The organism is Acinetobacter proteolyticus (assembly GCF_000367945.1).
Classification (GTDB): Bacteria; Pseudomonadota; Gammaproteobacteria; order Pseudomonadales; family Moraxellaceae; genus Acinetobacter; species Acinetobacter proteolyticus.
The window spans coordinates 1974408-2000743 of the sequence record NZ_KB849179.1; the positions used below are offsets into that span (position 1 = coordinate 1974408).

The following is a 26336-nucleotide window of genomic DNA, read 5'->3' on the forward strand; positions in this document are numbered from 1 at the left end:
TTATTTTATTTTTATTTTCATACAACTTTAATTTACCCAATCTTGACCCTTCATCTTTTTAAATGGGTTAAAAATTTTTGTCCCATAAAATTTAAGAGAAAAAGGATTCGTTTCAAATTTTTACAACTTGTCATTCTGGAGAAAAGCTAGAGCACAACATGTCAATAAATTGTTTTAAGAATAACGTTTGGATCATTCCTAAAGAACGCATGAAAACAGTAAAGTAACATTGTATTCCATTATCTCAACAAGCAATTAGTTTACTTGAATCTATTCAAGATCATACTCAGCTACAAGGTTTTATATTCCCAGCTCCACGTAGTGGTGAGATGCTATGCTATAGGAAGCAAGCAACTCTTCCTCATATCCACTCTGGCGTGCAACATGACATTTAGTATGAATACATACTAAAAAATAAATTAATCAAAAAAGAGAGCTTTTGAATCTCTTTTTTTTATTAATTTAAATCTAAAATTTTTACATTCCTTAAGAAAATTTTGAAAAGCAAATGAATTCGCCATAGGTAAAGGCACCAATATAGAAGCAGTATTGTAATCAATAAAAAATAATTCTAACCAATATATTATTTTCAATTAAAGAAAAGCAATAACTTAATTAATTTTTAGAAAAGTATTTAGATACACTTCATTTAATTCTGTAAATTTTTAATTGTTTCAAAAACATCTCAATACTCACAATGTCACCAACAACAAATACATTAAATTACCAAAAACTCATCATAATCCCTTAAAGACATTAGCTTAGGGAGAGCATGCTATGGCACTATTTTTACAAATAGCTGAGAGAGTCTATAAAACATTAAAAGACAATAAAATGCTCACTACTGATAATTTAGAAAATCTTAATAATTTAATGCTTTTGATCCGTAAGGAAATAAAAGGAACAAAATTAAAATTACTTTATAATTTTATAGATTTTGAAGAATGTCAAAATAAACCTAATGCAGAGTGTACTGTACCAATCGATATTAGTATCATACCTCCTTTTAAGAATGAAGGTGAATTCATCTTATGGTTAGCTAGTTTTATTCAAAAAGTTACCACTGATGGAAAGAAAAAGCTTCCTCCAATCCATAAAAACATTCCGCTAGAATTCACATTCAATCCTGCCAAAGAGACTAAAAACATAATTCCTGAACGATCAGATTATTCTAAATGCGCTGAATTAATCAACTCATATTTTAAGTCGGATGAATTTATAAAAAATTCAAATAAAAGCCATTAGTTCAAGAAAATAGAAGTGGGCTCATGACTGTTCACACTTCTATTATTTTTGAACGATCCAGCAGCCGCCTGTATGAGGCGGTATTCTTTTGTTCGCACAATAAAATTTGTAATAAAAGATAGAAAAGTATTTTTATAAAAATTAACTCATTGTTAATAAACACAAATCACCTGCTAAGCCATCAAAAAACTTTACGGAATTCTTTTTAATTAAAATTTTATTCAATTTTATAAATAAGTTCATCCTTACTTACTATTTGATAAAGTTTAGGTCTTTTTAGTAGCTCTTGAATTGTAGCAGGAACTTCATCTCCAGTTGTTTCATAAATCCACTTAGTTTTAGAAGTAACAGTTGAGTTCCAATCTGAGTCTATATGTATCTCTGGATCCATAATAGATTGAACACGCGTCTTTGTTCCAGTCACTATGTTTTTTAAAGTAATAATTGTCATTATTATCTCCTTCATTAAGTTCTTATCTAACCATGAAAATTTATTAAATCAAGTAAACCTTTGATTCTAATTATATCCAATTAATGTTTCTTGTAAATTATGATAAAAACCATTATCTATTTTATCAAATGTATACCAGCATATTAAGCCTAAGGATTTAAAAATTGCTTTACATCTGCATAAATATTTTTATTGGTACTTCTTCCAAGTGGATACATTTTTTCTTTTAATTCTAAGTTTAGGTTTACAATCACATTCGTGATCATAATTAGCAGGATTAAATTAATGTAAATCAACAAAATAGCCAGATACATTCTACACCATAATTTCCAACACCCAATATATATTATAAAAATATATTATATTAAATAGCGCATCACCACAGATGTGTTTCACTATATAAATATTAAACCCTATAAGATTTCATAGGAGATATGTAAGAAAAATTTACGATGTATAACAAGCATTACTAATGTAAATTATGTTCTGCTTGTGTTTAATTATTGACAAATCAACTATTATAAAAATTTTATTTCTCTACAATAAAATAAAATGGTAATAAGAGATATTAAAATTGAACAATAGAATAGATAAAACAAGTTCGAAGTTAGATTATTTACAGAATTTGAGAGAAAAGCTTAGCTCAAATGATAATAAGCCATGTTTGTTTCTGGATATAGATGGGACTTTATCTGATTTTCAACTGGATCCTAACGACTGCTATATTCCCTCTAAAACATTAAATATTATAAATAAAATAATATCAGAAAAAATTCCTGTCGTTGCAGTCACGGGACGGGATATTGATTCTGCGCGTAAATTATTTGAATCAATTGATCTTCCAATTGCTGCATTACATGGATTAGAAATATATTTGGGAAAAGAAACAGAATTACATACTGCCAAGAATTTTTTAGAAATATCTCATATTTACAATATGTTAACGAAGGCGTGTAGGACATATCCTGATTTACTGATTGAAAATAAGAAATCTTCAATTGCCCTACATTATAGAAAAGCACCAGAGTTGGAATGTATCGCAAAAAAAATAATATTGGAAAGTCAGCTGATATTCCCTGACCTCAAACTTATCCAAGGGAAATTCGTCTATGAATTAGTGCCAACTCAAGCGAATAAGGGTTTGGCAATCAAGCGGGTGTTAGCACATTACAACCAGCATGATCTTTATATTCCAGTTTTTATTGGTGACGACGTCACCGATGAAGATGGTTTCTATTTTGTGAATCAGATGACACACGGCATCTCAATCAAGGTCGGTCAAGGACTAACGCATGCCAGATATCTGCTTCAAGACACAAAACAAGTGTATGAATTTTTAGAATTATTTTTAAAACACATTCAGAACCATGACAACAACATTAAGGGTAACAACAACTTTGGTGGAGAGAAAATATGTCTAAATTAATTATTTTATCCAATCGTGTCAGTATTCCAAACGGAAAACAACCTTCCGCAGGTGGGCTTGCCGTGGCAATTCAAGATGCATTAGATGATATTGGCGGTGTATGGCTCGGATGGAACGGAGAACGAGTCGATACACAAGATGAAGTGCAATTTAATTTACTTCGTAAAGATGACGTTGAATATATCACCTGCCCTTTAACCGAGTCTCAATATTCAGATTATTATGCCGGATTTGCCAATAATACACTTTGGCCTGCCATGCATTATCGTTCTGACCTGATTGAATACAAATCATCTGAATATGAAGGATATCAGCAAGTTAATTATTTATTCGCTCAAAAACTTGCTGAAATTTCGGAACCAGACGATACCATTTGGGTACATGACTATCATTTTCTGAGTGTGGCAAAATATTGTCGTGAATTAGGTATGCAAAACAAGATTGGATTTTTCTTGCATATTCCCTTTGCACCTTTATTTATCTGGCAAAGAATCCCGTGTGCTCAACAATTGATTGAGGATTTATGCCAATACGATGTGGTGGGTCTACAAACAGATAAAGACCAAAAAGTGTGTATGCAAGTCTGCGCATCCTTATTAAAAGCACAAAAGATTCAGCAGACTTTATTGAGTTACCACCAGCGTACTACTCTGATCAAGTGCTATCCGATCGGGGTCAATCCCACAGCAATTCAAAAAGCAGCCCAACAGTTTATCGATGTTCAGGATTTCATCACCCGTCCTGTGGAACTGAATGCAGCAAAAACTATTATTGGCGTCGACAGAATTGACTATTCAAAAGGTTTGCTGGAACGTTTCTTGTCCTATGCAGAGTTTTTAGAGCAATATCCTGAATATCAACAGCATATTCAACATTTACAGATTGCTTGCCCGTGCCGTCTGGAAGTCCCTGCTTATCAACGTTTATTTGAGCGTTTTAAAATCAAGATCGAGATGATTAATCAGGAATTTGCACAGGAAGGTTGGCAACCTGTGGAATGTATCTATGAAGCAATGAAGCATCATCACTTGATGCAAATCTATCGTCAGGCTGATGTCTGCTGGGTCAGTTCAATACGTGATGGCATGAATCTGGTTGCAAAAGAATATATTGCTGCCCAAAACCCCTCTAACCCTGGCGTACTGATCCTATCCAAATATGCAGGTGCAGCGGAGTACATGTCAGAAGCGTTGCTGGTTGATCCTAATAACAAAACGGCAATGATCAATGCCTTAAAAACAGCACTGGAAATGCCAAAACAAGAACGTATTTCCCGCTACAAACAACTGATGAAAGGTTTAAAAGATTTTGATATTAATGACTGGCGCAATGCATTTCTCAACGACTTACAGTACAAAACCGCTTTACAGGATTTCAGGTTTATGGGAATGCGTAACGTTAATTCCATTTATCAGAATTTATAACAGCCAATTTGCAAATAACTGGCAATATCCAGATATTGCCAGTTCAACTCCACCCGTATCTTATTTCACGTAAGTAAAACGATTTAAAGCAACAATCAATAATAATAGAACTGATAACGCCATAAACACTGTACTTAGACCAATCAGCTCAGCAATCATTCCAATCATAGCAGGCCCCACCAGAATGCCTGTATAGGCCAATGTCGACACACAAGACAAAGCGACTGCGCTTGCCATCACCGTCTGACGTCCGGCACGTGAAAACATGATCGGAACGATATTGGAACAACCTGCACCAACCAGTGTATACCCTGCTAAGACCAGCCACCAATGCGGTGCGATACTGACCAAAGCCAAACCTAAAGTTGCACAAATCGCGCTATAAGTTAAAAGCTTTTTTTCACCAAAATAACGGATCAGGTAATGCCCTGTAAAACGTCCTGTGGTCATGGCAATCGCAAAGAAGGTATAGGCCAATCCGGCAAAAGCGGCATTAACTCCATATTCATGGGTTAAATAGATCCCGCTCCAGTCCATCGCCGCGCCTTCCATAATAAAAATGATAAAGCAAGCTAACCCGATCAACACAATCAAAGGTTGCGGTAAACGCTGACGCAGAGACTTTTTAACACTGGATGAAGCTTCTGGAGCCGTATTTTCCACGGCTTTTATGCTCAGCGGTGCTAAAAGAACAGCAATAAGCACCAAAAGCAGGCTCACCGCCAGTGCACTCACGAGTGGCGAAACACTTAAGGCAAGCAGTGCGGTAATGGTCAGTACACCAGCCAAACCGCCCAGACTGGCCATACCATGAAAGCCAGACATCAACGATTTCAGGCTATTCTTCTCAACCACCACAGCCTGGATATTAAGCGCAACGCCCAAGCTCCCTGATGCCGTACCAAATAAGAATAAGGAAATGGCCATCATTAAAGGGGTACTGCATAGACTCAAACTTGGCAACAAAATGGCAAGCAGTAATAAAGCGAAGCCTATCGGTACACGGCAGCCAATACGCTGGACAATTTTTCCCGTCGCCGGCATTGCCAGCATCGCCCCCAAACCACCACATAATAGCAATAAGCCGAAATCGGCATGATTAAAATGCAGACGCTGCTGTGCAAAAGGGATCAACGGTGCCCAGGCAGCTGTGGCAAAACCCAAGCCGAAAAAGCTGAAACGAGTTGAAAGACGTTGAGCACTTAATTGAATTTCAGGATCAATAAGGGCCGTTCTGGAAAAAAGGATCATTTAATACCATCCACACAAATTAACTCAGATCTTCCATCTCAGATAAATCTCCATAGAAAAACCCCTGTGGATCTATAGAGCATTTCTATAAATTCACAGAGGCTTTTATGGCGAAATTATACACAAAACCAAACTAAAAACAGTATTTTTTACAAAAATAAAAACCATATATATCAATAACTTAAAATAAATTATTCAAATAAAATTAAACCATTTATTTTTAACACTTTTCTAGTTTTTAAAGTTTATTGGCAAAGATAATAACTCACTTAATATTTGATTTTTATTACTGAATTTTAAAGATGAATAATGTATTTAAATCCATTATAGAATTAACTCAGCTTTCTAAATCGAAACAAACTTGTGTTATAGATTTCTTAAAAAGTTCAATAAGTCTTCGGTGCACATCCATTTAATCAACTACTAGTGGTGACCCAAACCAGATTACTTCAGATGCTTGTGCAGCTTTGCTTAATAAATTTTTCAATTAATGAGACAGCCTCATGACAAGGAATAGGTTCAAAGCCTTCTGCCTGAATATAGGCTTCGGCACTAAAGCTTAAATTCGCCCCATGTACCCCATGTATATGTTGATGATCCATACTGTCCTGATAATGCGCCAGATATTTTTGCGGTTGTTGTATTAATAAATCACTAAGATCATCCAGTAAAACGTGTCTTGAGAATTAATACCATCGCATTAGGATAAATCAATGTAGCAAAATTACACGATAACTTAAGATGATTTTTTAATTTTTAGTTACAGTTAGAGATGCAAGCATGAGAATTGAAAAGAGAGGAAATTATTGAACTGCTTCCTCTCTTTTATCACATCGCCTGAAATAATATTTAGGTAACAATTAGCTGATGGTTATCCCATAAAGTATTCAAATTAGTATTAATATTATTGAGAGTTAGTAGTGTCGAACTGCTATATACGTTTTGACTACCATCACGGTCAATACTGAGAATACTATTATTACCACTCACAGTTAATGACAAATAATCTAAAATTGAGGTTACTGTTTCACCCGCCGTATAATCAATCAGTAAGTCACTAACATCAATTTTATCTGCGTTGACATCAGTCACAGTGTTACCTATTTTGAAGTCTGTCCAGTTGTCTACACCATTACCGCCAGTCTTGTCATTCATCATTAACAGGTTGTAAACAGCGGTGTCTGCACCTGAACCACCAGTCAACGTGTCATTACCCGCACCGCCATTGAGTAGGTCATCACCAGCACCTCCTCGTAATGTATCATACCCATTACGACCTTCCAGGGTATTGTTACCGCTATTACCTGTTATCAAGTTATCGTTTACATTCCCTGTACCGTTGATATTATTAACACCTAACAAATTTAAGTTATTTAGTGCATTTCCACTGTCTAATGTATAACTGATAGTCGAGTTAACAGTTTCAAAACCTTCATTAATTTTCTCAACAATGATGTCATTCACATTATCAATATAGTAAACATCATCGCCCAATCCACCAATTAAGGTATCGGCACCAGTTCCACCATCTAGAGTATCTGTACCGATTCCACCATCGAGTATGTCATTGCCCGCCCCACCATTTATGCTGTCATTACCAGCCAGTCCAGTTAAGGTATTATTCCCATCATTCCCAGTTAAAATGTTATTAAGGATATTACCAATTCCGTTTAGATTTTCATTGCCTGCTAAAGTCAAGGCTTCAAGATTTTCTCCTAAGGTATAACTCATAACTGAGATTACCTTATCATTACCTTCTGACTGATTCTCTACAACGATATCGTCACTCTCGTTCACATAATAGAGATCATCACCAGCACCGCCAGCCATACTGTCACTGCCCTTTCCTCCGTCCAAGATATCATTGCCCAGACCACCGATTAAGGTATCATTCCCCCAAGCACCCATGAGCGTATCATTGCCAGCACCACCTTCTAACCGATTGATCAGATCATTACCAATTAAAGTATCATTGAATGCACTTCCTAACGCATTTTCAATCTGTGTGCCAATATTAATGGTGAGCTGATTTGCCTTAGATATCCAAGCAGATTTATCTCCAATATAGCTCCAACCACCTTCAGTCAAATTAATCGTCGTCGCTTGAGCAGCCGTTGTAGCGTCTATTGTATCTATCCCCGCTCCATCCCAAACAAAAGTTCCTTCCGTGCTATTAAATATATAAGTATCATTGCCAGAACGTGCTGTAGTATTTATGCCATACATGGCTTGCAATGCTGCCACATCAAAAGGTGCAAAAGAGCCATCAAAAGACATTCCAGTCCGATCATAGGACATAACCGACCATTTTCGGTTATCTTCTCCTGTGCCAAAACTGTCAATCGTACTTCCTTCAAAAGTATGCCTTAATCCCAATGCATGCCCCAATTCATGTGGATAGCTAGCAGTAACCCAAGAACCTGCCGGGTCAAACCAAAATCCAGGGCCAAAAGCTACATCTGAACCTACAAAAGCACCACTAGGGAATTGGGCATAAGCCGTATCAGCTGTACTATTTCGATAAGAGGCTACGGTATTCACTTGCGATGCATTATCTGTTAGCGTAAAACTCAATGCTGAAAATTGTGAAGCTTTCTGGAACACTTGGGTCATAAAATCTTGCTGCGCCTGACTAAATGGACTAAACCATGTCGGTGCTTGCCCATTCGCATCCAGTAGGTAGGCAGGTGACTCAGAAGGAAAAATATATTTAAAATCAGGATTACTATTGGTGGAAGCAACTAAAGCTTTAACCCAGTAATTTATCCCTACGGTAGTATCCAACGTCGCACGATCAATAGTTACGCCATCAGCGAACTGGAGATTGAAATTTTTATTATTACCAGCTAAAAAACCGGTCAACTTAACACTATCTACATCAGTATATTGAATATTAAGCGTGCCTTTTTCTATGCTATAGCGTACATCAGTAGATTTGGCATCCGTAAATACGATGGTGTTATTTCCTGAAAAATCATTGTTAATGGTATCTATACCATCACCTTTGGCAAAGCGATAAATATCGTCCCCTGCGTTACCATTGAGTAAGTCATTGCCTATCCCTCCAGTAAGGATGTCATTCCCATTACCGCCGTTGAGCGTATCGTTGCCACCGTCACCATTTAAGGTATCCTGTCCATTATTTCCATTCAGGGTATCATTACCATTACCACCATTCATCAAATCATTGGCTACATAACCTGAGAAAGTATTGTCTAAATCTGTACCCACCCATGTGACTGTTTTACCTGTCAAGAATTCATTAGCAGTTTGGTTAATACCATCAGATAAAACATAATTATTGATATAAGCCTTTAATGTTATATTGTCTGTTTCCGAGTAGCCGATCACAAGATCGCTACTTATATTGCTATTTATAGTTAAGGTAATATCGCTAGCGGAAGCATCCGTTATATGAATTGTATTTGCACCACTATAATCATTAATTGTATCTAAACCATCGCCTTTGCTAAACCGATAAGTATCATTACCACTGCCACTTTGGAGCCAATCATTACCTTGGCCGCCATTGTTTAGGTCATCACCGTCTCCGCCATATAGCGTGTCATTCCCACCACCACCATTTAAGCTATCACTGCCTGCATTGCCATTCAGTACATCATTACCCTGACCACCATCTAATTGGTCATTTCCGTCACCTCCATTTAAGCGGTCATCACCATTACCACCATTTAAGCTATCGTTACCTGCATTTCCATTCAATGTATCATTACCATCGCCTGCATCAATGGTATCGTTAGATGCAAAACCATTTATGTTTTCGTTCGCAGCCGTACCAGTGAGGGTAATCGCTTTACCTGTTAACAGTTGTTCTTGTGTAAGTAAACTACCGTCAGCAAATTTAAACGTACTGATATTGCCATCAATTAATACTGAATCATTATTCGAATATTTGATTTCCAACCTATTGCCATTTCCTGATAAAGTCAGATCGGACTGATTGCTATTATTAAAAGAAATTGTATTATTACCGCTTGAGTCCGTTATCGTATCGATTCCGTCTCCACGACTCAGAAGATAAATGTCATCGCCTGCGCCCCCAAATAAGCGATCATTTCCAGTTGAACCATTTATCTGTTCACCGCTCGTCGTGCCAACAATCCACTCACTGTTCGCTGTGCCCACATTGGCCCCATTGTTGTTATTGACGAATAGTAACTGTTGCTCAACCTGATCACTAAATGTAACTTGGGCCTTCGTAAGTGAAGGCAAGTTCAAACGGTAGTAATAGCCAGAGGTATTCCAAAAATATAAAGTATTATCTTTATATTCAATTAAGCCGACTGAAGTAGATGAAATATCATCAAATTTGATCCAGAGGCCATTTTGATTATTCCCGTAAGTCACCATTTTCATTATTTCCTTGTATGGTATTTTTATTAAATGCAAAAAATCATAATTTGAATCTTTCATCAGGAAAACTTCTGAACACGCCAAAAATTACCTTTTTACGCCAAAGATAAAAATTTAATTTTAATTTTGTGAGCAATTTATCAATATCTCTGCTTATACAACAAAGTGACAAATTCCAAAGCGAATCAATTGATAACGCTATTCATACTTGGCAGCAGCTGTATATGTCCCCATTATTTGGGCTACAGGTTTTTTTACCCCAGATGTATACATTAAGACTTCTGCCAAAAAATAAGTTTGATTACTTTCAATCAATCTGCCTTCTCCAATAATTTCAGAGGTTTTACTGAGTTGATAGAAGAAATGTAGATTCATACTCATCGCAGTCAGGGATTTTGTTTTCCCTAATTTTCCCAATATCGCAGCTTGCATAGCAAAATCTGCCGCAATGAATAATTGTTGTTGAGAAAAGTGAACATCCTCTTCATATTCACAAGTAATCGTAGCGCCGTGCTTGGAAATCTCCCCAACGAGATATTTCTGATATGACAAATTAAATTCTTTGGTTAAGAATCTAGAGATCGTATTTTTTGAGGCACTCATAAAACTTCAGGTAGGTTCCAATTTAAAAATTAATTTTCTGGATCTTTTAACTTAATCTCATCTGTTTGCCCTAGGAAACCTAACTGCAACTTGGTCTGCTCTTCTAGAGCTTTAGAATCATGTTGTACAGGATGGAAGTCCAGTTTGTAATAATCCAGATAGTCTTTCCATAAGCTGCTTAAGAAACCATTTTTACCTAAAATCAAATGAACAAACTCCTTTAGTTGAAATAATCTCCAGTCAGGCATATGTTTAGCCCCTAAATAAAAAGTACCCATGGTCATAACTGACGCCATATAAAGGGTGACAAATGGCATTACAAGCAGTCGTACCAGTGGATTGCCTGATACTTCCTGATATAAGTCAAAGGCCACATTTTTGTGTTCACTTTCTTCAACCGCATGCCATAGCCAGATATTTTTGAGTGATTCGTTCACAGATAAACGTTCTTGCAAATCCGTCCTTTGCATAATCTGACGGGCAATAATTGCGGTGAAGTGTTCAGCAGCAGAAGTAATTGCCAGTTGCTGTATGGGAGTGAAGTACTTTTTGAGAACAGCCATCAACCACTCAACATTGGCCGAAACAGTCTGTGTATCTAAGCCTGAAGACTGGATGAGCTGATTTAGTAATTCATGCTCTTTAGCATGCATGGCTTCCTGACCAATAAACGCAGCAATATCTTTTTGCAAATCTTCATTTTTTGTTTGATGTTGTAAACCTCTAACGCTATGTACAAAAAAACGTTCACCTGCGGGAAACATGGCAGACAGCGTTGCCAACCAATATTCTCCCCAAGGATTGTCTCTAAATAAAGGCTGTTGTGCTTGTTTGAAATTAAAATTCATGTGGCGCACTGGAAAGTTGGCGCCCCGATCAAATACTTTAGCTAGAATTCCCATTTTTACTCCTTAACTGTTTCATTAAATTAAAATTTATTTTGTGACGATAATGAACTACAGGTGCGTACAACATCGAGGTAAGTAGGTGGTTGAGGTACATGCCCACGCTGCAACAGTAAATGATGTAATTTAGGTAATCGGTAATATGGAGCAGAAGCCATCAAATGATGTTCCATATGATAATTGACTCGCACTGGTGCTACGGTCATACGCGCCAACCACCCCGCCGATGTCGTACGAGTATTACGTAAGGTGTCAGGAACCAGCTCTAGACAGGCATGTTCTGCCATAGCGCGAATTCTTACAAAAATTGTAAAAGGAATAGCGTATGCAAGAACCCAAATCAGGAATAACCAACCGTGCCCCGTAGTCGCCAATACCAAATACAGCATTAGATTTACTAAAAATGTCGGCCAGAAGTCTTTGGCAAAATGAGTAAGATAACGATGCCCAGGCCAATCTTGAGTATCAGCTCGTTCACCAATTGCATCCGACCATTTCAAGAAGCCAGCGCTCATCAAGATTCGCCCAATGAAGAATTTTAGTCCTGTTAAACCAATCAAATCTCGAGTAAATTTTCGAATGAGTGATTTTCTCGTGATAGGTAAAGCTTCATATATAGGACGGTCAGGGTCAAAACTAGCCGTTGTATTGGCATGATGGACCATGTGATGAGCACGAAATTTATGGACATCATTCCAGATAAATTTCGCCGATGTCCAATTGGCAAATACATCATTCATCCAACGATCTTTGAACAAGGTATTATGCGCTGCCTCATGCATAACGATCGCCAAAGCTAAATGACGTCCACCCAGCACTACCATGCCAGCTAGCACCACAGGTATAGTCCAATACCAAGGTAAATACTCCACGGCGAGAGCCATAGCCATAAAAGCTAAAGCAATAACCAACCATACTGAAAAGATACACCACAGCCCCCACCAGTTGGAACGTTGAGCAAAAAATGCTATTTCTTCACGGTTTAAAAAGTCACTGATGCGTGTGTTTTTCTGCTGAATACGAGTCATTTTTTAATCCTTTTTTTTCAGACGTCATTCAAAAATTATTGCTCTTGAGTAGTTACTTTGCGATCGTCAAGATATTCAACATTCTCATTTGGAATCTGACCTTGTGATAAAAGATCAATGACTTGAAAATAAGTAGGTGGTTCAGGCACAAACCCTCGTTCCCGCAACATTTGATGCATTTGGGGCAACCTGAAATATGGGACTGCTGCCATTAAATGATGTTCCATGTGATAGTTCACACGAATCGGTGCAACAAAGGTCCGTGCAATCCAACCTGCCTTGGTGGTTCGCGTATTCGTGAGTGCTGAGTTACTGGTTTGCATACCCGCGTGCTCGGCCATAGAACGGATACGAATAAAAAGAGGAAATGCGGTCATGTAGGCTAACGGCCAAAGTAAATATAACTTGGGATGACCAGCCGCCGATAGCACACCAAACATCGCAACATTAACAGCTATTGCCTTACTAGAGTTTTTAAAGAACTTAGCAGGATAGTCATACCATTTACGATCTTCTCTCGGTAACCAAGTCACATCATTTGCTACTGTCCATTTCATCACCTCAGCATCCATCAAAATTCGGCCAATCGTGAATTTCAAACCTGTAATCCCTGTCAAATCACGAATAAACTTACGAGCTATAGATTTTTTAGTCGTTGGAAAACCTGCAACCAATGACATATCAGGATCTTCGGGAGTAGATGTTTTGGCGTGATGGCGCATGTGATGAGCGCGATATTTATGTACATCGTTCCAAATTGGCCGTGCGCATAACCAATCCACCAGATTGTCATTCAACCATTTAGTTTTAAACAAGCTGTTATGTGATGCATCATGCATCAGAATCGCTAATGCCAGTTGACGGCCTGCGAGTATCGCAATCGCGACTATGCAAATTAGTAATTTTCCCCACCATGGTAAGTAGCTCCAAGATAGCGCTAACCCAGCAAAGGTGGCTCCTATCACTGCCCAAGTAGAACCCACCGCCCAGATCCCATGTATATCTGATGGTTGAGTCAGTTCTCTTATCTCATCCCGACTAAATAGCTCAGTCACGCTCACACGTGTATTCATCTTTGTTCTCCTAGCGAGATTTTGAAGAATTAATTACATAATTTTAACTTTATTATATTTTATGAAATATTTCTATTATTTTTATAAAAATTTTTTTATGTAACATTGAATAAAAAAAAGACGCCTTTTAGCATCTGGTATGCAGATGCTAAAAGGCGTTTGAACTGAACTATAGATTTTGAAAAATGAATGTGAATTGTAAAAGTGACAATAAGCAGGAATTATAATTTTTCTTGATTCATTTCTTTAATCACATTGGGTACACCATCACGATGGAATGCTTCAAAAGGTTTTGAATTGTCATGATCGATCAGTGGGAAAAATGGTGAGACCAAAGAAGCACCTCCATCGATTCTTACATTCACTCCTGTAATGAATGAAGCAGCAGGTGAGAGTAAAAAGCACATTAAGGCAGATACTTCTGACTCTGAAGCCATCCGCTTTAACGGAATTTTTGAAGCCACCATGGGGATCATGGCTTTCATTCCATCTTTATATGAATCTAATCCTGAAGCAATTACCCAACCAGGTGCAACAGCATTGACTCGGACACCTGCTCTAGCCCACTCTAAGGCTGAAGTTTTGGTCAAATTATCGATACCTGCTCGAGCAGCTCCCGAGTGCCCCATAGTAGGTAAACCACTCCACATATCAATTGTCATATTGACAATACTACCGCCTGTTTTTGACATGCTTTGATTAAAAACCTCTTTCATCATCAGAAAGGTGCCTAAAAGATTATTCCGAACAACACTATCAAATGCATTCGCAGACATGGTTTCTAAAAAAGCGGGAAATTGCCCACCAGCGTTATTGACTAAACCATCAATTTTACCGAACTCCTTTACAATCGATGCTACAGTATCTTTAACGACCTGCTCATCACGATTATCACACACGCGATAGGCAGCTTTTCCTCCATCTTCAATAATCTCTTGTTGCACTCTTTGAAGTTTTTCTTCAGTACGTCCTGTAATAATAACTTGAGCTCCTAGAGATGCCAGCTCATGCGCTGTACATCGCCCTATTCCTGAGCCACCTCCGGTAATAATTACAGTCTGATTTTTAAAAATGTCATTTGATAAAACAGATTTATAGAGTGGCATATCCAAGCTCCCATCTTATTTAGATGAATCTATTAACTATGAATAGTTGAAGTGATGTTCTTTACAGTTGGGAAATCTATACTTGATAAATTCGATGCAGTAGTACCAAAGGTTAATTCATGAAGTTGCTGCCATAATAATTGCCCGACTTCATCCAGTTTTTTTACATCATGGGCAAACTGGTTTCTTGCTTCTACATTGACAAACGTTTCTGGTAATAACGGGTCATTCATCAATAGAGAAATCGTTTGACGCCCCAATAACAAAGATTCGCGTGCGGCATCTTCAAGTCCAAGTGCGGGTAGTCTCGTCAACCAATGTTGAATGATGTGACTATATTTCTCGTAATTTTTATTGAGTGTTTCAGTTGACCATAGAGCTTTGATCTTTGTTTCTGTGACTTGATCAAATGAGCTGATGTAACACATTTTGGCTTCTGGTTCTAATCCCACGGATTTCATCTGTGTGAGAATTTCTTCAAGTGTTAGAACCAAATTATCGGGACGAATAAAAACGCCCTGCTCTAATTCGCGAAATCCAAAATGTTTAAGCGCACGTTCTCTTCTTTTTAATGCTGTACGATCTACACGTCCTAACATTCCCGTAAAAACACAGAGATAATGCTGATTCCATTCCTTTGTTTCCTTTAACCCCTTGGCACTTCGATTTAACATCACATTTGCCCATTCATGGGATTGATCACTTAATTGATAAACCCCTCTCTCAGCTGCGACAATTACACCTTCGCTCGCTAATCTTGTTACAGCAACCCGAATACCATTTTCACTTAGGCCAAATAATTTGGCTGCTAGAATCAATTCTTTGATTGAAATGACTTTACCTTCTGAAGCAAGTAGAAGATCAGTAATTAGAGTACGCGCGTTAATTTTTTGTGTTGTCATACTTATCCAATGAATAAAAGAACTTTTAACATTCAACAGAGGTTAGCATAAATATTACAAATTTTAAATTTTAATAAAACTAAGAAATAAAAATATAATTTTGAATAAATGGGATAGAAATTCCCCCTATCCCCCAACACAAGGCTTAAACCTACTTCTGTTATCTTTTTATTTCCTGAATATTAGTCTGGTTATGTTTTTACTGTGGATTTTTGTCTGGATTCATTAGTGCAAAAATCTCTCATATTGATCACCATTCACCTCAAGGCTGGTAGTAGTCGAACTGCATGATCTAAAGCTTCTTATAAAACCTAGTAACCTTGCTATGCCCATTCTTTGGTAGATGTAGATGATGAGAAGCTATACAAATTGGATGTATGGCGATAAAAATAAAATAGAGATGGGAAAATTACAGACTGACTGACTGATCCTGTCAAAAACCTGTCCAATAAAAAAGCCACTTAAAAAAGTGGCTGATTTATATAACAAATTTTGGTGGAGATGGCGGGAGTTGAACCCGCGTCCGCCAGCACTACGCCCGAGAATACTACATGCTTAGATATCGTCTACTATTTTAACTCTTTGTGACCCGACGAACAGGGTACAAATCGCGATCCTCTAAGTTTAGTACAAAGCCCCGAGGCTTGGCTTTATACGGACTTGTGTGCGTGCGCTTCAGTCGGGTTCACTAACCACAAGTATTCAGTGAAGCGGACAAGCTGCCCTTAGGCAGCTAGAGCGTATGATTCGTCGTTTGCGACTAAAAAATGCAAATTTGATTTACGAGAGGAAATGCGCTCTCGGCATGCATCTATGAGTTTCATTACCAGCGTCGAAGCCAGAAACATCCCCAAAGTACAGCGCAATCATAGCATAGATGGCTAGAATTTAAATGTTAATTTCTAAGCATCGAGCAAAATATGCGCTTATAAACCTATATTGTTGCGAAACTTGCGTTTTCAAGTCCCCATTCAGGTTAATGTGGGGCAGGCCCCCCAGTGACGGGTTTCGGTTTTGGACTCATCCAGATCAGAGCACTGGCAAACACAAACACAATCGCCAACAACATAAATACATGATTGGCAGACATCGTTATCGCCTCTTTATCCACCAGATTGGCAATCGTGGCGAGTGTCGCATCAGAGGAGAATCCATTCTGCAATAAGGTATTTTGTACTTCTTGTGGATTTAAGTTATTCACCATTTCACTACGTGCCACTTTGGCATGATCATCCCAGATCGTCACGGCAATTGAAGCACCAATCGCCCCAGCCATGGTTCTCAAGAAGTTCATCAAGCCTGCAGCCGATGCCATTTCCTGCGGTAAAACTGAACCCATGGCAATATTAGACAGTGGAATAAAGAAGAATGGCACCGCAAAGCCCTGCAAGATTTGTGGCCAAGCCAAAGACATAAAGTCAGCATCAGTCACCCAAAAAGCTCGCATTAAGGTCACAACACCCAACAACGCCAAACCAAAACTAGCCAAGGCACGCGGATCATATTTGGTCGACAGCTTGGCCACAATCGGCGACATGGTCAGACTACCAAAGCCCATCGTCGCTGTGAGATAACCGGCCCATGTGGCGGTATAACCCAAGTTAATCTGTAGCCACTGCGGTATCAGCACAATACTGCCAAAGAAGGAACCGAAACCAAAGGCTAGCGCCAGTACCGACACGGCGAAGCCCCGATGTCGGAACACATACAAATTGACTACAGGATGCTTTTCGGTCAATTCCCAAATCATAAACACGATAAAACCAACCACGGCAATCAAGGCCAGCATGATAATACTGCTACTATTAAACCAGTCGCGTTCGTGTCCCAGATCGAGCATCAATTGCAATGCGCCAATCCACAGTACCAATAACCCCAAACCAATCGCATCAATCCGCAGTTTTTCAGTTTTGGTTTCAGCCACAGACAATAAACGTATTGCGGCTAAAGCACAGAAAATCCCTACAGGAATATTGATAAAGAAAATCCAATGCCAAGACAGATTGTCACTGATGAGGCCGCCAAGGATCGGGCCGAGAATCGGGCCAATCACCGTGGTCATTGCCCACAACCCCATTGCCTGCGCATGTTTTTCAGGTGGGAAAATCCGCATCAATAGTGTTTGGCTGAGTGGCATCAATGGCCCGCCACAGAGACCTTGTCCGATACGGAAAAATACCAGCATTTCTAAAGATGTTGCCAAACCACACAGGAATGAAAAGATAGTGAATCCAATCAGACCAAAGACAAACACGCGAACCGTACCAAAGCGTCCTGCCAGCCACCCTGTTAAAGGCACACAAATCGCTTCCGCAACGGCATAAGAGGTAATAACCCATGTGCCTTGAGAACTGGAAACCGCAAGATTCCCCGTGATATGAGGGACAGACACGTTGGCAATGGTGGTATCTAGGACCACCATAAAATTTGAAAGGGCGATGACAAATGCTGCTAGCAGTAAGCGCCCGCCACTGAGTTCTGCAAATGGATTTTGCGTTTTCATGGCTGATTACTTCGATGCAAGATCAATATCTGCTTGCATCGACAAACCGACGCGCAATGGATGTTGTGCAAGTTCTTTCGGGTCGAGACTGATACGCACAGGTAAACGCTGGACCACTTTAATCCAGTTGCCTGTGGCATTTTGTGCAGGAATCAAGGCAAATGCTGCGCCTGTACCGCCTGAGAAGCCTTGTACCACGCCGTGATAAACCACGTCATCACCATATAGGTCAGAACGTAAAGTCACTTTCTGCCCTGCTTTGACTTTCGCCAATTGACTTTCTTTGTAGTTAGCATCGACATACAGTGCAGAAACAGGCACCACCGACATCATCACGGTGCCGGGTGCGACACGTTGTCCAATCTGAATATTACGGCGTGCAATGACACCATCAACAGGCGCACGAATCACCGTACGTTCTAAATCCAATGCCGCTTGTTCCACATGCGCTTTTGCAACTAAAACATCAGGAGTCGATGCCTCATTGACGCCTTGAATCAAGGCTTCATTGGCAGCATAGGTACTTTCAGCCGCTTTACGGCTTGACGTCGCTTGTGCCAAACCTGCTTGCGCCAAATCCAGACTGGCTTTTGCCGTCGAAACCGCACTTTGTGCCTTGCTTAATTCTTCTTTAGAGATTGCACCCGATGCAGCCAGTTCATTACGACGATTCAATTCCAATGCAGCACGATCATAATCGGCTTGTGCTTTGGTCACTTGTGCCTGTGCACTGGTGATTTCATCATTACGAACCACCACTTGAGAATTTAAAGAACTGCTATTGGCTTGGCTTTGTTTGTATTGACGTTGCGCTTTAGCAAGTTCTGCCTGCGCCTGTGCCAATTGAATCTTGGCATCACGTTCATCAATACGTACCAATACATCACCTTGTTTGACCTGCTGGGTCTCTTTGACCAAGACCTCGGCCACTTGCCCACTGACCATTGAGGTGATTTGTGCAGTTTCTGCACCGACATAAGCATTGTCGGTACTGACCGAATGATTAAAGAATAACGCCCAAATGCCATACAGAATTGCAGCGAGAATGAGAATGAGTGCGAAAAATCCAAGGAATTTTTTACGTTTTGCTTTCATTGCATCATCTGATGCCGAATCTGAAGCAGCATCCTGTTGGTTGGCTTGAGCGTCAGTCATAAGTTATTCCTGAAAATTAAAGAGATTTTTAACTTTTGGTTTAATCAGCCGATCAGTTTAATTTTGAAAACTTAACTGAATGTTAAAAAAACCAAAAATGAAAAATAAGAACAAAAACCATTTCGCATTTTAACGATAAAAAATCATATGACGAGATTAAAAAAAATAACTGATGCGTTCAATTCTTATAAATTGATATTTTAATGATGATAAGAAACTTAAAGTTTAGGTTCGAAGCGAGAGATTTTCGTAATCTCCTCAGACACAACAATGCTTAACATACCTATAAAGCATGAAGATATATGTGGAATAGGCTTGTGTATTTGGCTGAATTTGTTCTAATGAGCTCAGGTGGAACAATGATTTTTACGCAGCAACCCATTCTTCCACGCGAGAAAAGCACGGTCATTTATGGATCAGAATGGCATTTTTCTTGCTACTAAAACAACAAACACTTCGCTAGGTGAAAGGACGATGACATCACTCAGCCAAAATATGGATCTTATCCATCATTCGCATCAGGCCGACTTTGCTCAAGATCTGATGTCAATGATCTGTGGTGAACACCGCTTGGATACCCTGTGTCGAGAAACACTCGATTTTCATTATGACGGGATTCGTTTACCGCATAAAAAAATGGCGATCGGAACCATCAGTTATGGCGCCAATGTCGCCATCAATATTGCCAACCTGAAAGCCTATAGCATTAGCCTGCCCTTTCACGGCAAACAAACACTGAGTATCCGTGGCGCAAAATACCAATCCGATGCACAAACGGGTTTGATTGTCTCCAATCAGGACTTACAGGATTTAGTCATCAATCAGGACTGTCAAAAATTTCAGGTGGTGATTCCTGAAAACAGCCTGCAATTGGTGCTGTCTGAACTCCTGAATCAACCGATTGAAGAAGCCATCGTCTTTAACCCTGAAATTTCCCTGTCGATGACTGGCTTGATGCAGGCATGGTGGCACAATATCGAAAATTTCTTGCAGTTGAAATCGCATTATGCCGACTTTTCAGGTCTATCCATGTTTTCTGAGGACTACGAAAATTTTGTGATTAAAGCCCTGCTGCTGTCACAGGAAAATAATTATTCTGCGGCGCTGCATGAACGCTGCAACCGAGCTGAGCCAGCCTATCTGCGCAAAGTAAAAAACTTTATCATTCAGCATGCCCATGAAGCTCTCAATGCCGAAAACTTACACACGTTGGCAGGTGTATCTAAATCCAAACTCTATGCCGAGTTTCAGCAGCATTATGGTCTGAGTCCGATGGCCTATCTGCGTAAATATCGCCTACAACAAATTTATAAAATATTAAGCAATGCCGCCAAGCATCAAAAAATTTCAATCTCCAAACTGGCCTATGACTGGGGCTTTAATCATCTCAGCCGCTTTGCGCAGGAATATAAAGATGAATTTGGAGAAAAACCGAGCGAAACCCGAAATAAACATGAGTGAACACTCTTAAATATAAAAAAGCCCAGTCAACAGACTGGGCTTTTTTATCACTTAACTGGTGCTTAACACTGGATTGGCTTTATTGTTCTGACGCATGGCTTTTAAGCTTAGGGCAATGAAAGCAATAAAGGTCGGCAAAGCCAGCAAATAGAAAATTCCGCCAAGGCTAATCTCATAAGTAAAGATATAAGAACCGAAGAATGCCCCGAAGATGGCGCCGACGCGACCAATACCATGCATCCAAGACACCCCAACCGCACGACATTGCGATGGATAAAATAATGCCGCCAAAGGTAATAGAGACGATTGCGCCCCTGTCAGCAATGCCCCTATCAGGAAAATACTGATGCCAAGCAATAGGATGCTTGAACTGACGAAGCCTGCAACGATAAACATGATAAATGCAGTCAAATACGCATATTTAATCACCTGAGTTGGATTCAGTTTATCCATATACCAGCCCATGATGATGGCACCAATCACCCCACCAAAAGGGAAAATCGCGGCAATTAAACTAAACTGTTGTGTGCTAAAGCCTGCAGTTTTTAAAATGGTTGGCATCCAGCTAGTTAGCAAATAAAACACCAATAGGCTCATAAAACAGCACAGCCATAACATCACTGAACCCCACAGATATTTGCCCAGAACTGTTTTAACAGGGCTTTCACTGCGATCTACATCAAGGTGTGGCAACTCGATTTTAACGGTGTCGGTAAATACATGGCCTTGAATCTTTGCCAGAATCTGTTGCGCTTTGGCCTGCTGCTCTCGTTTGATCAGATAAGGCACTGATTCTGGCAATTTCAGTAATAATACCACCACCAAAAATAGTGGAATAACGCCACCTAAAATCACCACTTTGGCCCAACCGAGATTTTCCAGTAAATAGGCAGACAACAGACCACCACAGGAAATCCCCAACATAAATCCACAACCCGCCAAACCAGTCAGGAAAGCTTTGCGTTTCGCAGGCATATATTCAGAAACAATGGTACTGATGTTTGGCATCGCCGCCCCCAAACCCACACCAGTAATAAAGCGGTAAATCATCAAGTCCTGTGTGGATGAAGCAAAACCACATAAGATAGTGAATACGGAAAATAATAAGGTCGTGAATACAATCACCCCTTTGCGCCCAAACCGATCTGCCAATGGCCCTGAAATAATTGCACCGATTGACATCCCCACCAGTGCTGCACTGAGTACGGGTGCCAATTCAGGTTTACTAATGCCCCAATCATCCAATAAGGCGGGCGCAATAAAACCAATAATTCCAGTATCTAAACCATCACAAAAAAACACCAAGAAACCCAGTGTAAATACCAGCCATTGCAGCGGCGATAAACTGTCACGATTGATTACTGTATTAACATCAACTGTCTTCATCTTTATTCCTTTAAAAGCAAATTCTGTTAAAACTTCTGTTGGTTGGGTCAATTCAATATGTGTCGTCAATCTCTCCTTCAGAGTCGTCTGATTGCATACATCCGATATTTTTAATTTTGCAGATGATATTTTTGATGAATAAAAAAGGGATGGTCATCACGATGTTCCATCCCTTTCTCTATTAAGCATCGAGTGCAATACGTGCACTGTTGCTTTGTAAAAACTTCTCGCTATAGAGACGGTAATTACTTAATGCTTGCTCATCCAGCCAATTTTTGACCGCTTCGATCATCGGCGGTGGCCCGCATAAATACATATCAAAAGCCTGTTCCGCCAATTGATCCCGATTCAGGTGCTGATGGATATAACCTGTTTTGCCTGTCCAAGTCTCTGAAGACTGGGTGACGATGGGTTGATAGTTAAAATGCGGCATCCGTTCGGCATAAGCCTGTAAACGTGACTGCTCACATAAGTCGGTTTCCTGATTGACACCGTAATACAACTGAATCGCAGGCGCATCGGCTTGCTCGGCAATATTGTCCAGCATGCCTAAAAACGCGGATAAACCTGTGCCGCCTGCAATAAAGACCAACGGTCGTTGCACTTCACGTAAATAAAAACTGCCCAAAGGTGCTTCCATCATAATGGTTTGCCCCACTTGGCAACGTTCGCGCAAATAATTGCTCATCCCTCCATCGGGCAATAACCGAATTAAAAATTGCAGTTGATTGTCAGGATTGGGACGATTGGCAAAAGAATAAGAACGCCAATCCTCTGTCTCAGGAATCTGCAAACGGGCGTATTGACCTGGCAAAAACTCAAGTTGCTTGGTATGGGCACTGGCATCGACATACAGGATGGCGGTGGTCTCGGACACCAGTTCAAGCTTAGTCACTTTACTGGCAATTTTTAAGGTTTCACCTGCATGGCACATCTCGGAGCTATGGTCAAAATAAAAGGCAGCATTGGATTTGACCCGTGTTTGGCAAGCCAGCATTTTACGCTCAGCCAAATCACGCTCGCTCAAGGCATCTTCATCGACATATTCCTGTTCATAGATACCAGTTTCGCATTGGCCCTGACAGGTCCCGCACACACCTTCACGACAATCCAAGGGTAAACTGATGCCCTGACGAATGGCGGCATTCAACAGTAACTCATCCTCTTGGACTGAAATAAAAAAGGTTTTTCCATCGGCAAAATTAAGCGCAACTGAATGTCCCATCATGATGCTCCCTTAAACATGATAAAAATCTAAGACCGAATCAATTTTGTCATTCAGCAAAATCGTGTGCTGACGGCGAATACGGAATCCTTCCGCTGTGGGTCTTAACAGATAAGTCGCATGTCCATAGAAACAACCTTCCAGACCTTGACGGTTATATAAAGTGCTCCATCCGACTTTAGCTTCAACCAAGCCATCTTGCAGGGTTTTGACCTGTACATTTTGAATACTGTGCTGCGTGCGGGGTAATGGCGTGGCTGATGCCGCTTTGCCTGTACGGATACGAAATACGCGATCCTCAAGACCTGAGCGATCTGCATAATAAATATATGACAAGCCCTGATTCGGATCTTCGACATAACGATGATCATCAATCCATTGCGGGATATGGTATTCACTATCTTCATCATACAATTCCAGATAGGCATCCCAATCATAACGATCACAGAGTTCAGACTTCTGATATAAAAATTGTGAAACAGCAAAATGTAATTCAGCAGTCATGGCTTAGACCTCCTCTGTCACAGTATCTAACTGGTAGGTGATATCCTGCATTTTTAAGGCCTTGCGATTTAAGCCATCTAGCATTAAGCGCTGCCATTGACCATGTTGATTGACATATAGGCCTTCATGCGTCAGTTCACGGCCCGTGATCACAGGTTGAATCCCCAGATCCTGTGCATTCTGCGTCAGCTCATAACACCATTTATGCTGTCCACGGGAAATATCACTCCAACGCTCTAGACGTGCTTGGAAGCCTTTTTGCTGTTCACGGAACTCCACCAGATCATCAGGCGTACCTAAGCCAGAGACATTGAAAAAGTCTTCAAACTGGCGAATACGGTTACGACGTGCCTCAGTCGACTCGCCTTTTACTGCCAGACATTGGCTAATCACTTCGGTTTTATTCCATGCCACAGGACGGACAATCCGCAGTTGAGAACTGATCTGATCCATAAAAAATAAGCTTGGATAGAGGTTTAGGTTTCTTAAACGATGCATCGCCCATTCCGCACGCTTAGCACCATATTTTTCCACTAGGTAAGGCATCACCGTGTCATAGCCAGGACGCACGGCTGGATTTGGCATGTCACTGAATAGGACACTGTGACCGTTTTTAAAACTGAACCAGCCATCATCGGTTTGGTTATCGCCGGCACCTAATTTGCTGTAATCCAAGGTATCCAGATCATCACCTTTGACCGCATTGACCTGTTGGCGATGTTGTACGGTTGAAACATAGTTATAGTGCACGGTACTGACGTGATAGCCATCTAGACCATTTTCATTTTGCAGCTTCCAGTTTCCTGCAAAAGTATAGGCCGACTTGCCTTGCAGGACTTCTAACTCGCCTGTAGGTGACTGCTCTACCATTAAATCCAGAAAGACTTTGGCATCGCCCAAAAAGTCTTCAAGGCAATCGGTGGCTTGTGTGTCTAGACTGACAAAGACAAAGCCACGATAACTGGCAATGCGCCCCTGTTTTAGTCCACGGCTCGACTTGTCAAAATCTTCACAATATTCAGCAGGTGCTTTGACCTTGACCAGACGGCCATCTGATTTATAACACCACGCATGGAACGGACAGGTAAAGGTGGATTGATTACCTTTGGCCACACGGGTTAAGGTCGCACCACGATGTTCACAGGCGTTGACCATGGCATGCAGTTGGCCTTGACCATCACGGCTAATGATTAACGGTTGACGTCCAATCTGAACCGTTAAAAAGTCATGATTGTTGGGAATTTCACTTTCGTGACAGGCATAAATCCATACTTTTTCAAAGATCAATTCCATTTCCAAGTCGAAAAGTTCAGCCTCTGTGAACATCTCGCGTGCGATACGGAATACGCCATCGTTCGGGCGAAAATCCAAACATCCTGTAATGAAATCTTGCCATTCTGCAATATTACGTGGAGCCATTTTTATCTCCTCCAATCCATAAAAACCTTTTCATGATTGAAGCCTGATTTATGGCTGGACTCTATCCACTTTTTCCAGATCTCTATCCAGTGTATGAATTATTTTAAATAAGCTCGCGCTGCGAATATTCAGGCACAAAAAAAGCAGGATTTAGGCCTGCTATGAAACAATGGGAATGGAGAATAAATGGTTCCGAAATAAAATCAGCCTCTCAAGCTAGGCAGAAGAGGCTTTCACATTTTTCTATTTTAAGCAGCAACAGTTAATAAGCATAAGATGCGATTGCGGTTGCAATCGCTTTCTCTTCATCATTAACCATGGTCATACGCATGGTGCAACCTTTACGACCTAGGCGTAAGGTTTCCGCACGGGCAATAAAATATTTACCACGGCCTGGAGCCAGATAATCCACCCGCATATCTACGGTGGCTAAACGGGATACTTTTTTGATGGTATCGGGTAAATCTTCGGGTGTGGCACGGCGATAAAGCTGTTCCATCGCAACGACACCACCAATACTGTCCAGAATCGTGGCAGCGACGCCTCCATGTAAAATCTGAAATGCCACATTCCCCACCAGTTCTGGCTGCATCTCAACATAGGCTTCAATTTGATCATCGACCACTCGCATGACCATGCCACTGTATTTAAAAAATGGACAGGCATTGAAAGCCTTGCACAGCTGTTTTAACACCACTTGGTGGTCTGCCTTGGCACCTAGCTGAATATTCCCAGTCCAGTTTCTCTTTACATCATTCATACGCGGCCTACACTCAATGGAAAGAATAACTTTCCATTATTTTGCACAAATCTAAAAATATGGGGCTACAATAGCGGGGTTCTGTAATTGGGTAACAACGCTAAGCTCTCCCTAGCGTGACTGAATACCTCAATT

General features: G+C 40.2%; 20 protein-coding genes, 1 other RNA gene and 2 pseudogenes. 5 read left to right on the plus strand and 18 right to left on the minus strand.

The annotated features are described in order from the left end of the window. Nucleotides 1-110: 110 nt before the first annotated feature. Both F993_RS20770 and F993_RS07860 read left to right on the plus strand, forming a co-directional pair. Nucleotides 111-359: pseudogene (locus tag F993_RS20770) on the plus strand (tyrosine-type recombinase/integrase); the annotation flags it as partial. 418 nt (nucleotides 360-777) lie between these two features. Continuing rightward, on the plus strand, nucleotides 778-1245 hold the full coding sequence (locus F993_RS07860) for a hypothetical protein (RefSeq protein ID WP_004655082.1): 468 nt from the start codon (nucleotides 778-780) through the stop codon (nucleotides 1243-1245). Nucleotides 1246-1462: 217 nt separating this feature from the next. On the opposite strand, the gene F993_RS07855 is transcribed toward F993_RS07860, so the two are convergent. Continuing rightward, nucleotides 1463-1696 (minus strand): hypothetical protein, encoded by a 234-nt coding sequence (locus F993_RS07855; RefSeq protein WP_004655084.1) that lies wholly within the window; start codon nucleotides 1694-1696, stop codon nucleotides 1463-1465. A gap of 574 nt (nucleotides 1697-2270) precedes the next feature. Here F993_RS07855 and otsB point away from each other — a divergent pair. Continuing rightward, on the plus strand, nucleotides 2271-3122 hold the full coding sequence (gene otsB, locus F993_RS07850; RefSeq protein WP_004655086.1) for a trehalose-phosphatase: 852 nt from the start codon (nucleotides 2271-2273) through the stop codon (nucleotides 3120-3122). Next, entirely contained in the window at nucleotides 3110-4546 is a 1437-nt protein-coding gene (locus F993_RS07845; protein WP_004655088.1) for a trehalose-6-phosphate synthase, read from the plus strand. Before otsB ends, F993_RS07845 begins: the two co-directional genes overlap by 13 nt. 60 nt (nucleotides 4547-4606) lie before the next feature. Here the strand turns inward: F993_RS07845 and F993_RS07840 are convergent, their stop codons facing one another. The 12 genes and pseudogenes from F993_RS07840 to F993_RS07800 form a co-directional block, all read right to left on the minus strand. Then, nucleotides 4607-5797, minus strand: coding sequence for an MFS transporter (locus F993_RS07840; protein ID WP_004655090.1), 1191 nt, complete (start codon nucleotides 5795-5797; stop codon nucleotides 4607-4609). A gap of 366 nt (nucleotides 5798-6163) precedes the next feature. Next, nucleotides 6164-6471, minus strand: a pseudogene (locus F993_RS20775) (glycosyltransferase); the annotation flags it as partial. Between the two features lie 175 nt (nucleotides 6472-6646). Beyond that, the gene (locus F993_RS20865; protein ID WP_004655094.1) at nucleotides 6647-10168 is read right to left on the minus strand and encodes a hypothetical protein; all 3522 of its coding nucleotides are present in this window, start codon (nucleotides 10166-10168) and stop codon (nucleotides 6647-6649) included. Nucleotides 10169-10369: 201 nt separating this feature from the next. Continuing rightward, nucleotides 10370-10774 carry a hotdog family protein gene (locus F993_RS07835; RefSeq protein WP_004655095.1) on the minus strand — a complete coding sequence of 135 codons (405 nt, stop codon included), beginning with the start codon at nucleotides 10772-10774 and terminating at the stop codon, nucleotides 10370-10372. Nucleotides 10775-10803: 29 nt separating this feature from the next. Beyond that, a complete protein-coding gene (locus F993_RS07830) occupies nucleotides 10804-11676 on the minus strand; it encodes a metal-dependent hydrolase (protein WP_004655097.1) in 873 nt (290 codons plus the stop codon). A gap of 26 nt (nucleotides 11677-11702) precedes the next feature. Continuing rightward, a complete protein-coding gene (locus F993_RS07825; RefSeq protein WP_004655098.1) occupies nucleotides 11703-12707 on the minus strand; it encodes a fatty acid desaturase family protein in 1005 nt (334 codons plus the stop codon). Between the two features lie 35 nt (nucleotides 12708-12742). After that, a complete protein-coding gene (locus F993_RS07820; RefSeq protein ID WP_004655100.1) occupies nucleotides 12743-13780 on the minus strand; it encodes a fatty acid desaturase family protein in 1038 nt (345 codons plus the stop codon). Between the two features lie 221 nt (nucleotides 13781-14001). Further along, nucleotides 14002-14886, minus strand: coding sequence for an SDR family oxidoreductase (locus F993_RS07815; protein WP_004655102.1), 885 nt, complete (start codon nucleotides 14884-14886; stop codon nucleotides 14002-14004). Between the two features lie 32 nt (nucleotides 14887-14918). Further along, nucleotides 14919-15788: a hypothetical protein gene (locus F993_RS07810; protein WP_004655103.1), complete on the minus strand. Its 870-nt coding sequence runs from the start codon at nucleotides 15786-15788 to the stop codon at nucleotides 14919-14921. 493 nt (nucleotides 15789-16281) lie between these two features. Beyond that, nucleotides 16282-16640, minus strand: a transfer-messenger RNA (tmRNA) gene (gene ssrA, locus F993_RS20190). 124 nt (nucleotides 16641-16764) lie between these two features. Then, nucleotides 16765-18291: a DHA2 family efflux MFS transporter permease subunit gene (locus F993_RS07805; protein ID WP_004655105.1), complete on the minus strand. Its 1527-nt coding sequence runs from the start codon at nucleotides 18289-18291 to the stop codon at nucleotides 16765-16767. A 6-nt stretch (nucleotides 18292-18297) separates the two neighbouring features. Then, nucleotides 18298-19446, minus strand: coding sequence for an HlyD family efflux transporter periplasmic adaptor subunit (locus F993_RS07800; RefSeq protein WP_004655107.1), 1149 nt, complete (start codon nucleotides 19444-19446; stop codon nucleotides 18298-18300). Nucleotides 19447-19920: 474 nt separating this feature from the next. Between F993_RS07800 and F993_RS07795 the strand changes: the two genes are divergently transcribed. After that, the gene (locus F993_RS07795; RefSeq protein WP_004655109.1) at nucleotides 19921-20907 is read left to right on the plus strand and encodes an AraC family transcriptional regulator; all 987 of its coding nucleotides are present in this window, start codon (nucleotides 19921-19923) and stop codon (nucleotides 20905-20907) included. A 51-nt stretch (nucleotides 20908-20958) separates the two neighbouring features. Here F993_RS07795 and F993_RS07790 read toward each other — a convergent pair whose 3' ends face one another. The 5 genes from F993_RS07790 to F993_RS07770 all read right to left on the minus strand — a co-directional run bounded on the left by F993_RS07790 (nucleotide 20959) and on the right by F993_RS07770 (nucleotide 26201). After that, nucleotides 20959-22293, minus strand: a complete 1335-nt coding sequence (locus tag F993_RS07790) for an MFS transporter (protein ID WP_004655111.1) — start codon at nucleotides 22291-22293, stop codon at nucleotides 20959-20961. A gap of 181 nt (nucleotides 22294-22474) precedes the next feature. Next, nucleotides 22475-23524, minus strand: coding sequence for an anthranilate 1,2-dioxygenase electron transfer component AntC (gene antC, locus F993_RS07785; RefSeq protein WP_085942730.1), 1050 nt, complete (start codon nucleotides 23522-23524; stop codon nucleotides 22475-22477). A 6-nt stretch (nucleotides 23525-23530) separates the two neighbouring features. Further along, nucleotides 23531-24022: an anthranilate 1,2-dioxygenase small subunit gene (gene antB, locus F993_RS07780; protein WP_004655115.1), complete on the minus strand. Its 492-nt coding sequence runs from the start codon at nucleotides 24020-24022 to the stop codon at nucleotides 23531-23533. Nucleotides 24023-24025: 3 nt separating this feature from the next. Next, on the minus strand, nucleotides 24026-25441 hold the full coding sequence (gene antA / locus F993_RS07775; RefSeq protein WP_004655117.1) for an anthranilate 1,2-dioxygenase large subunit: 1416 nt from the start codon (nucleotides 25439-25441) through the stop codon (nucleotides 24026-24028). 262 nt (nucleotides 25442-25703) lie between these two features. After that, nucleotides 25704-26201: a thioesterase family protein gene (locus tag F993_RS07770; protein ID WP_004655119.1), complete on the minus strand. Its 498-nt coding sequence runs from the start codon at nucleotides 26199-26201 to the stop codon at nucleotides 25704-25706. Nucleotides 26202-26336 lie beyond the last annotated feature (135 nt).

Bases quoted from the DNA above. Each gene is read 5' to 3' on its own strand.
- F993_RS07820 (WP_004655100.1), bottom strand. From the start codon at position 13,780: ATGAATACACGTGTGAGCGTGACTGAGCTATTTAGTCGGGATGAGATA.
- F993_RS07825 (WP_004655098.1), bottom strand. From the start codon at position 12,707: ATGACTCGTATTCAGCAGAAAAACACACGCATCAGTGACTTTTTAAAC.
- F993_RS20865 (WP_004655094.1), bottom strand. From the start codon at position 10,168: ATGGTGACTTACGGGAATAATCAAAATGGCCTCTGGATCAAATTTGAT.
- F993_RS07855 (WP_004655084.1), bottom strand. From the start codon at position 1,696: ATGACAATTATTACTTTAAAAAACATAGTGACTGGAACAAAGACGCGT.
- F993_RS07795 (WP_004655109.1), top strand. From the start codon at position 19,921: ATGACATCACTCAGCCAAAATATGGATCTTATCCATCATTCGCATCAG.
- F993_RS07770 (WP_004655119.1), bottom strand. From the start codon at position 26,201: ATGAATGATGTAAAGAGAAACTGGACTGGGAATATTCAGCTAGGTGCC.
- F993_RS07810 (WP_004655103.1), bottom strand. From the start codon at position 15,788: ATGACAACACAAAAAATTAACGCGCGTACTCTAATTACTGATCTTCTA.
- F993_RS07860 (WP_004655082.1), top strand. From the start codon at position 778: ATGGCACTATTTTTACAAATAGCTGAGAGAGTCTATAAAACATTAAAA.
- F993_RS07815 (WP_004655102.1), bottom strand. From the start codon at position 14,886: ATGCCACTCTATAAATCTGTTTTATCAAATGACATTTTTAAAAATCAG.
- F993_RS07830 (WP_004655097.1), bottom strand. From the start codon at position 11,676: ATGGGAATTCTAGCTAAAGTATTTGATCGGGGCGCCAACTTTCCAGTG.
- antA (WP_004655117.1), bottom strand. From the start codon at position 25,441: ATGGCTCCACGTAATATTGCAGAATGGCAAGATTTCATTACAGGATGT.
- F993_RS07800 (WP_004655107.1), bottom strand. From the start codon at position 19,446: ATGACTGACGCTCAAGCCAACCAACAGGATGCTGCTTCAGATTCGGCA.
- antB (WP_004655115.1), bottom strand. From the start codon at position 24,022: ATGACTGCTGAATTACATTTTGCTGTTTCACAATTTTTATATCAGAAG.
- F993_RS07845 (WP_004655088.1), top strand. From the start codon at position 3,110: ATGTCTAAATTAATTATTTTATCCAATCGTGTCAGTATTCCAAACGGA.
- F993_RS07790 (WP_004655111.1), bottom strand. From the start codon at position 22,293: ATGAAGACAGTTGATGTTAATACAGTAATCAATCGTGACAGTTTATCG.
- F993_RS07805 (WP_004655105.1), bottom strand. From the start codon at position 18,291: ATGAAAACGCAAAATCCATTTGCAGAACTCAGTGGCGGGCGCTTACTG.
- F993_RS07835 (WP_004655095.1), bottom strand. From the start codon at position 10,774: ATGAGTGCCTCAAAAAATACGATCTCTAGATTCTTAACCAAAGAATTT.
- F993_RS07840 (WP_004655090.1), bottom strand. From the start codon at position 5,797: ATGATCCTTTTTTCCAGAACGGCCCTTATTGATCCTGAAATTCAATTA.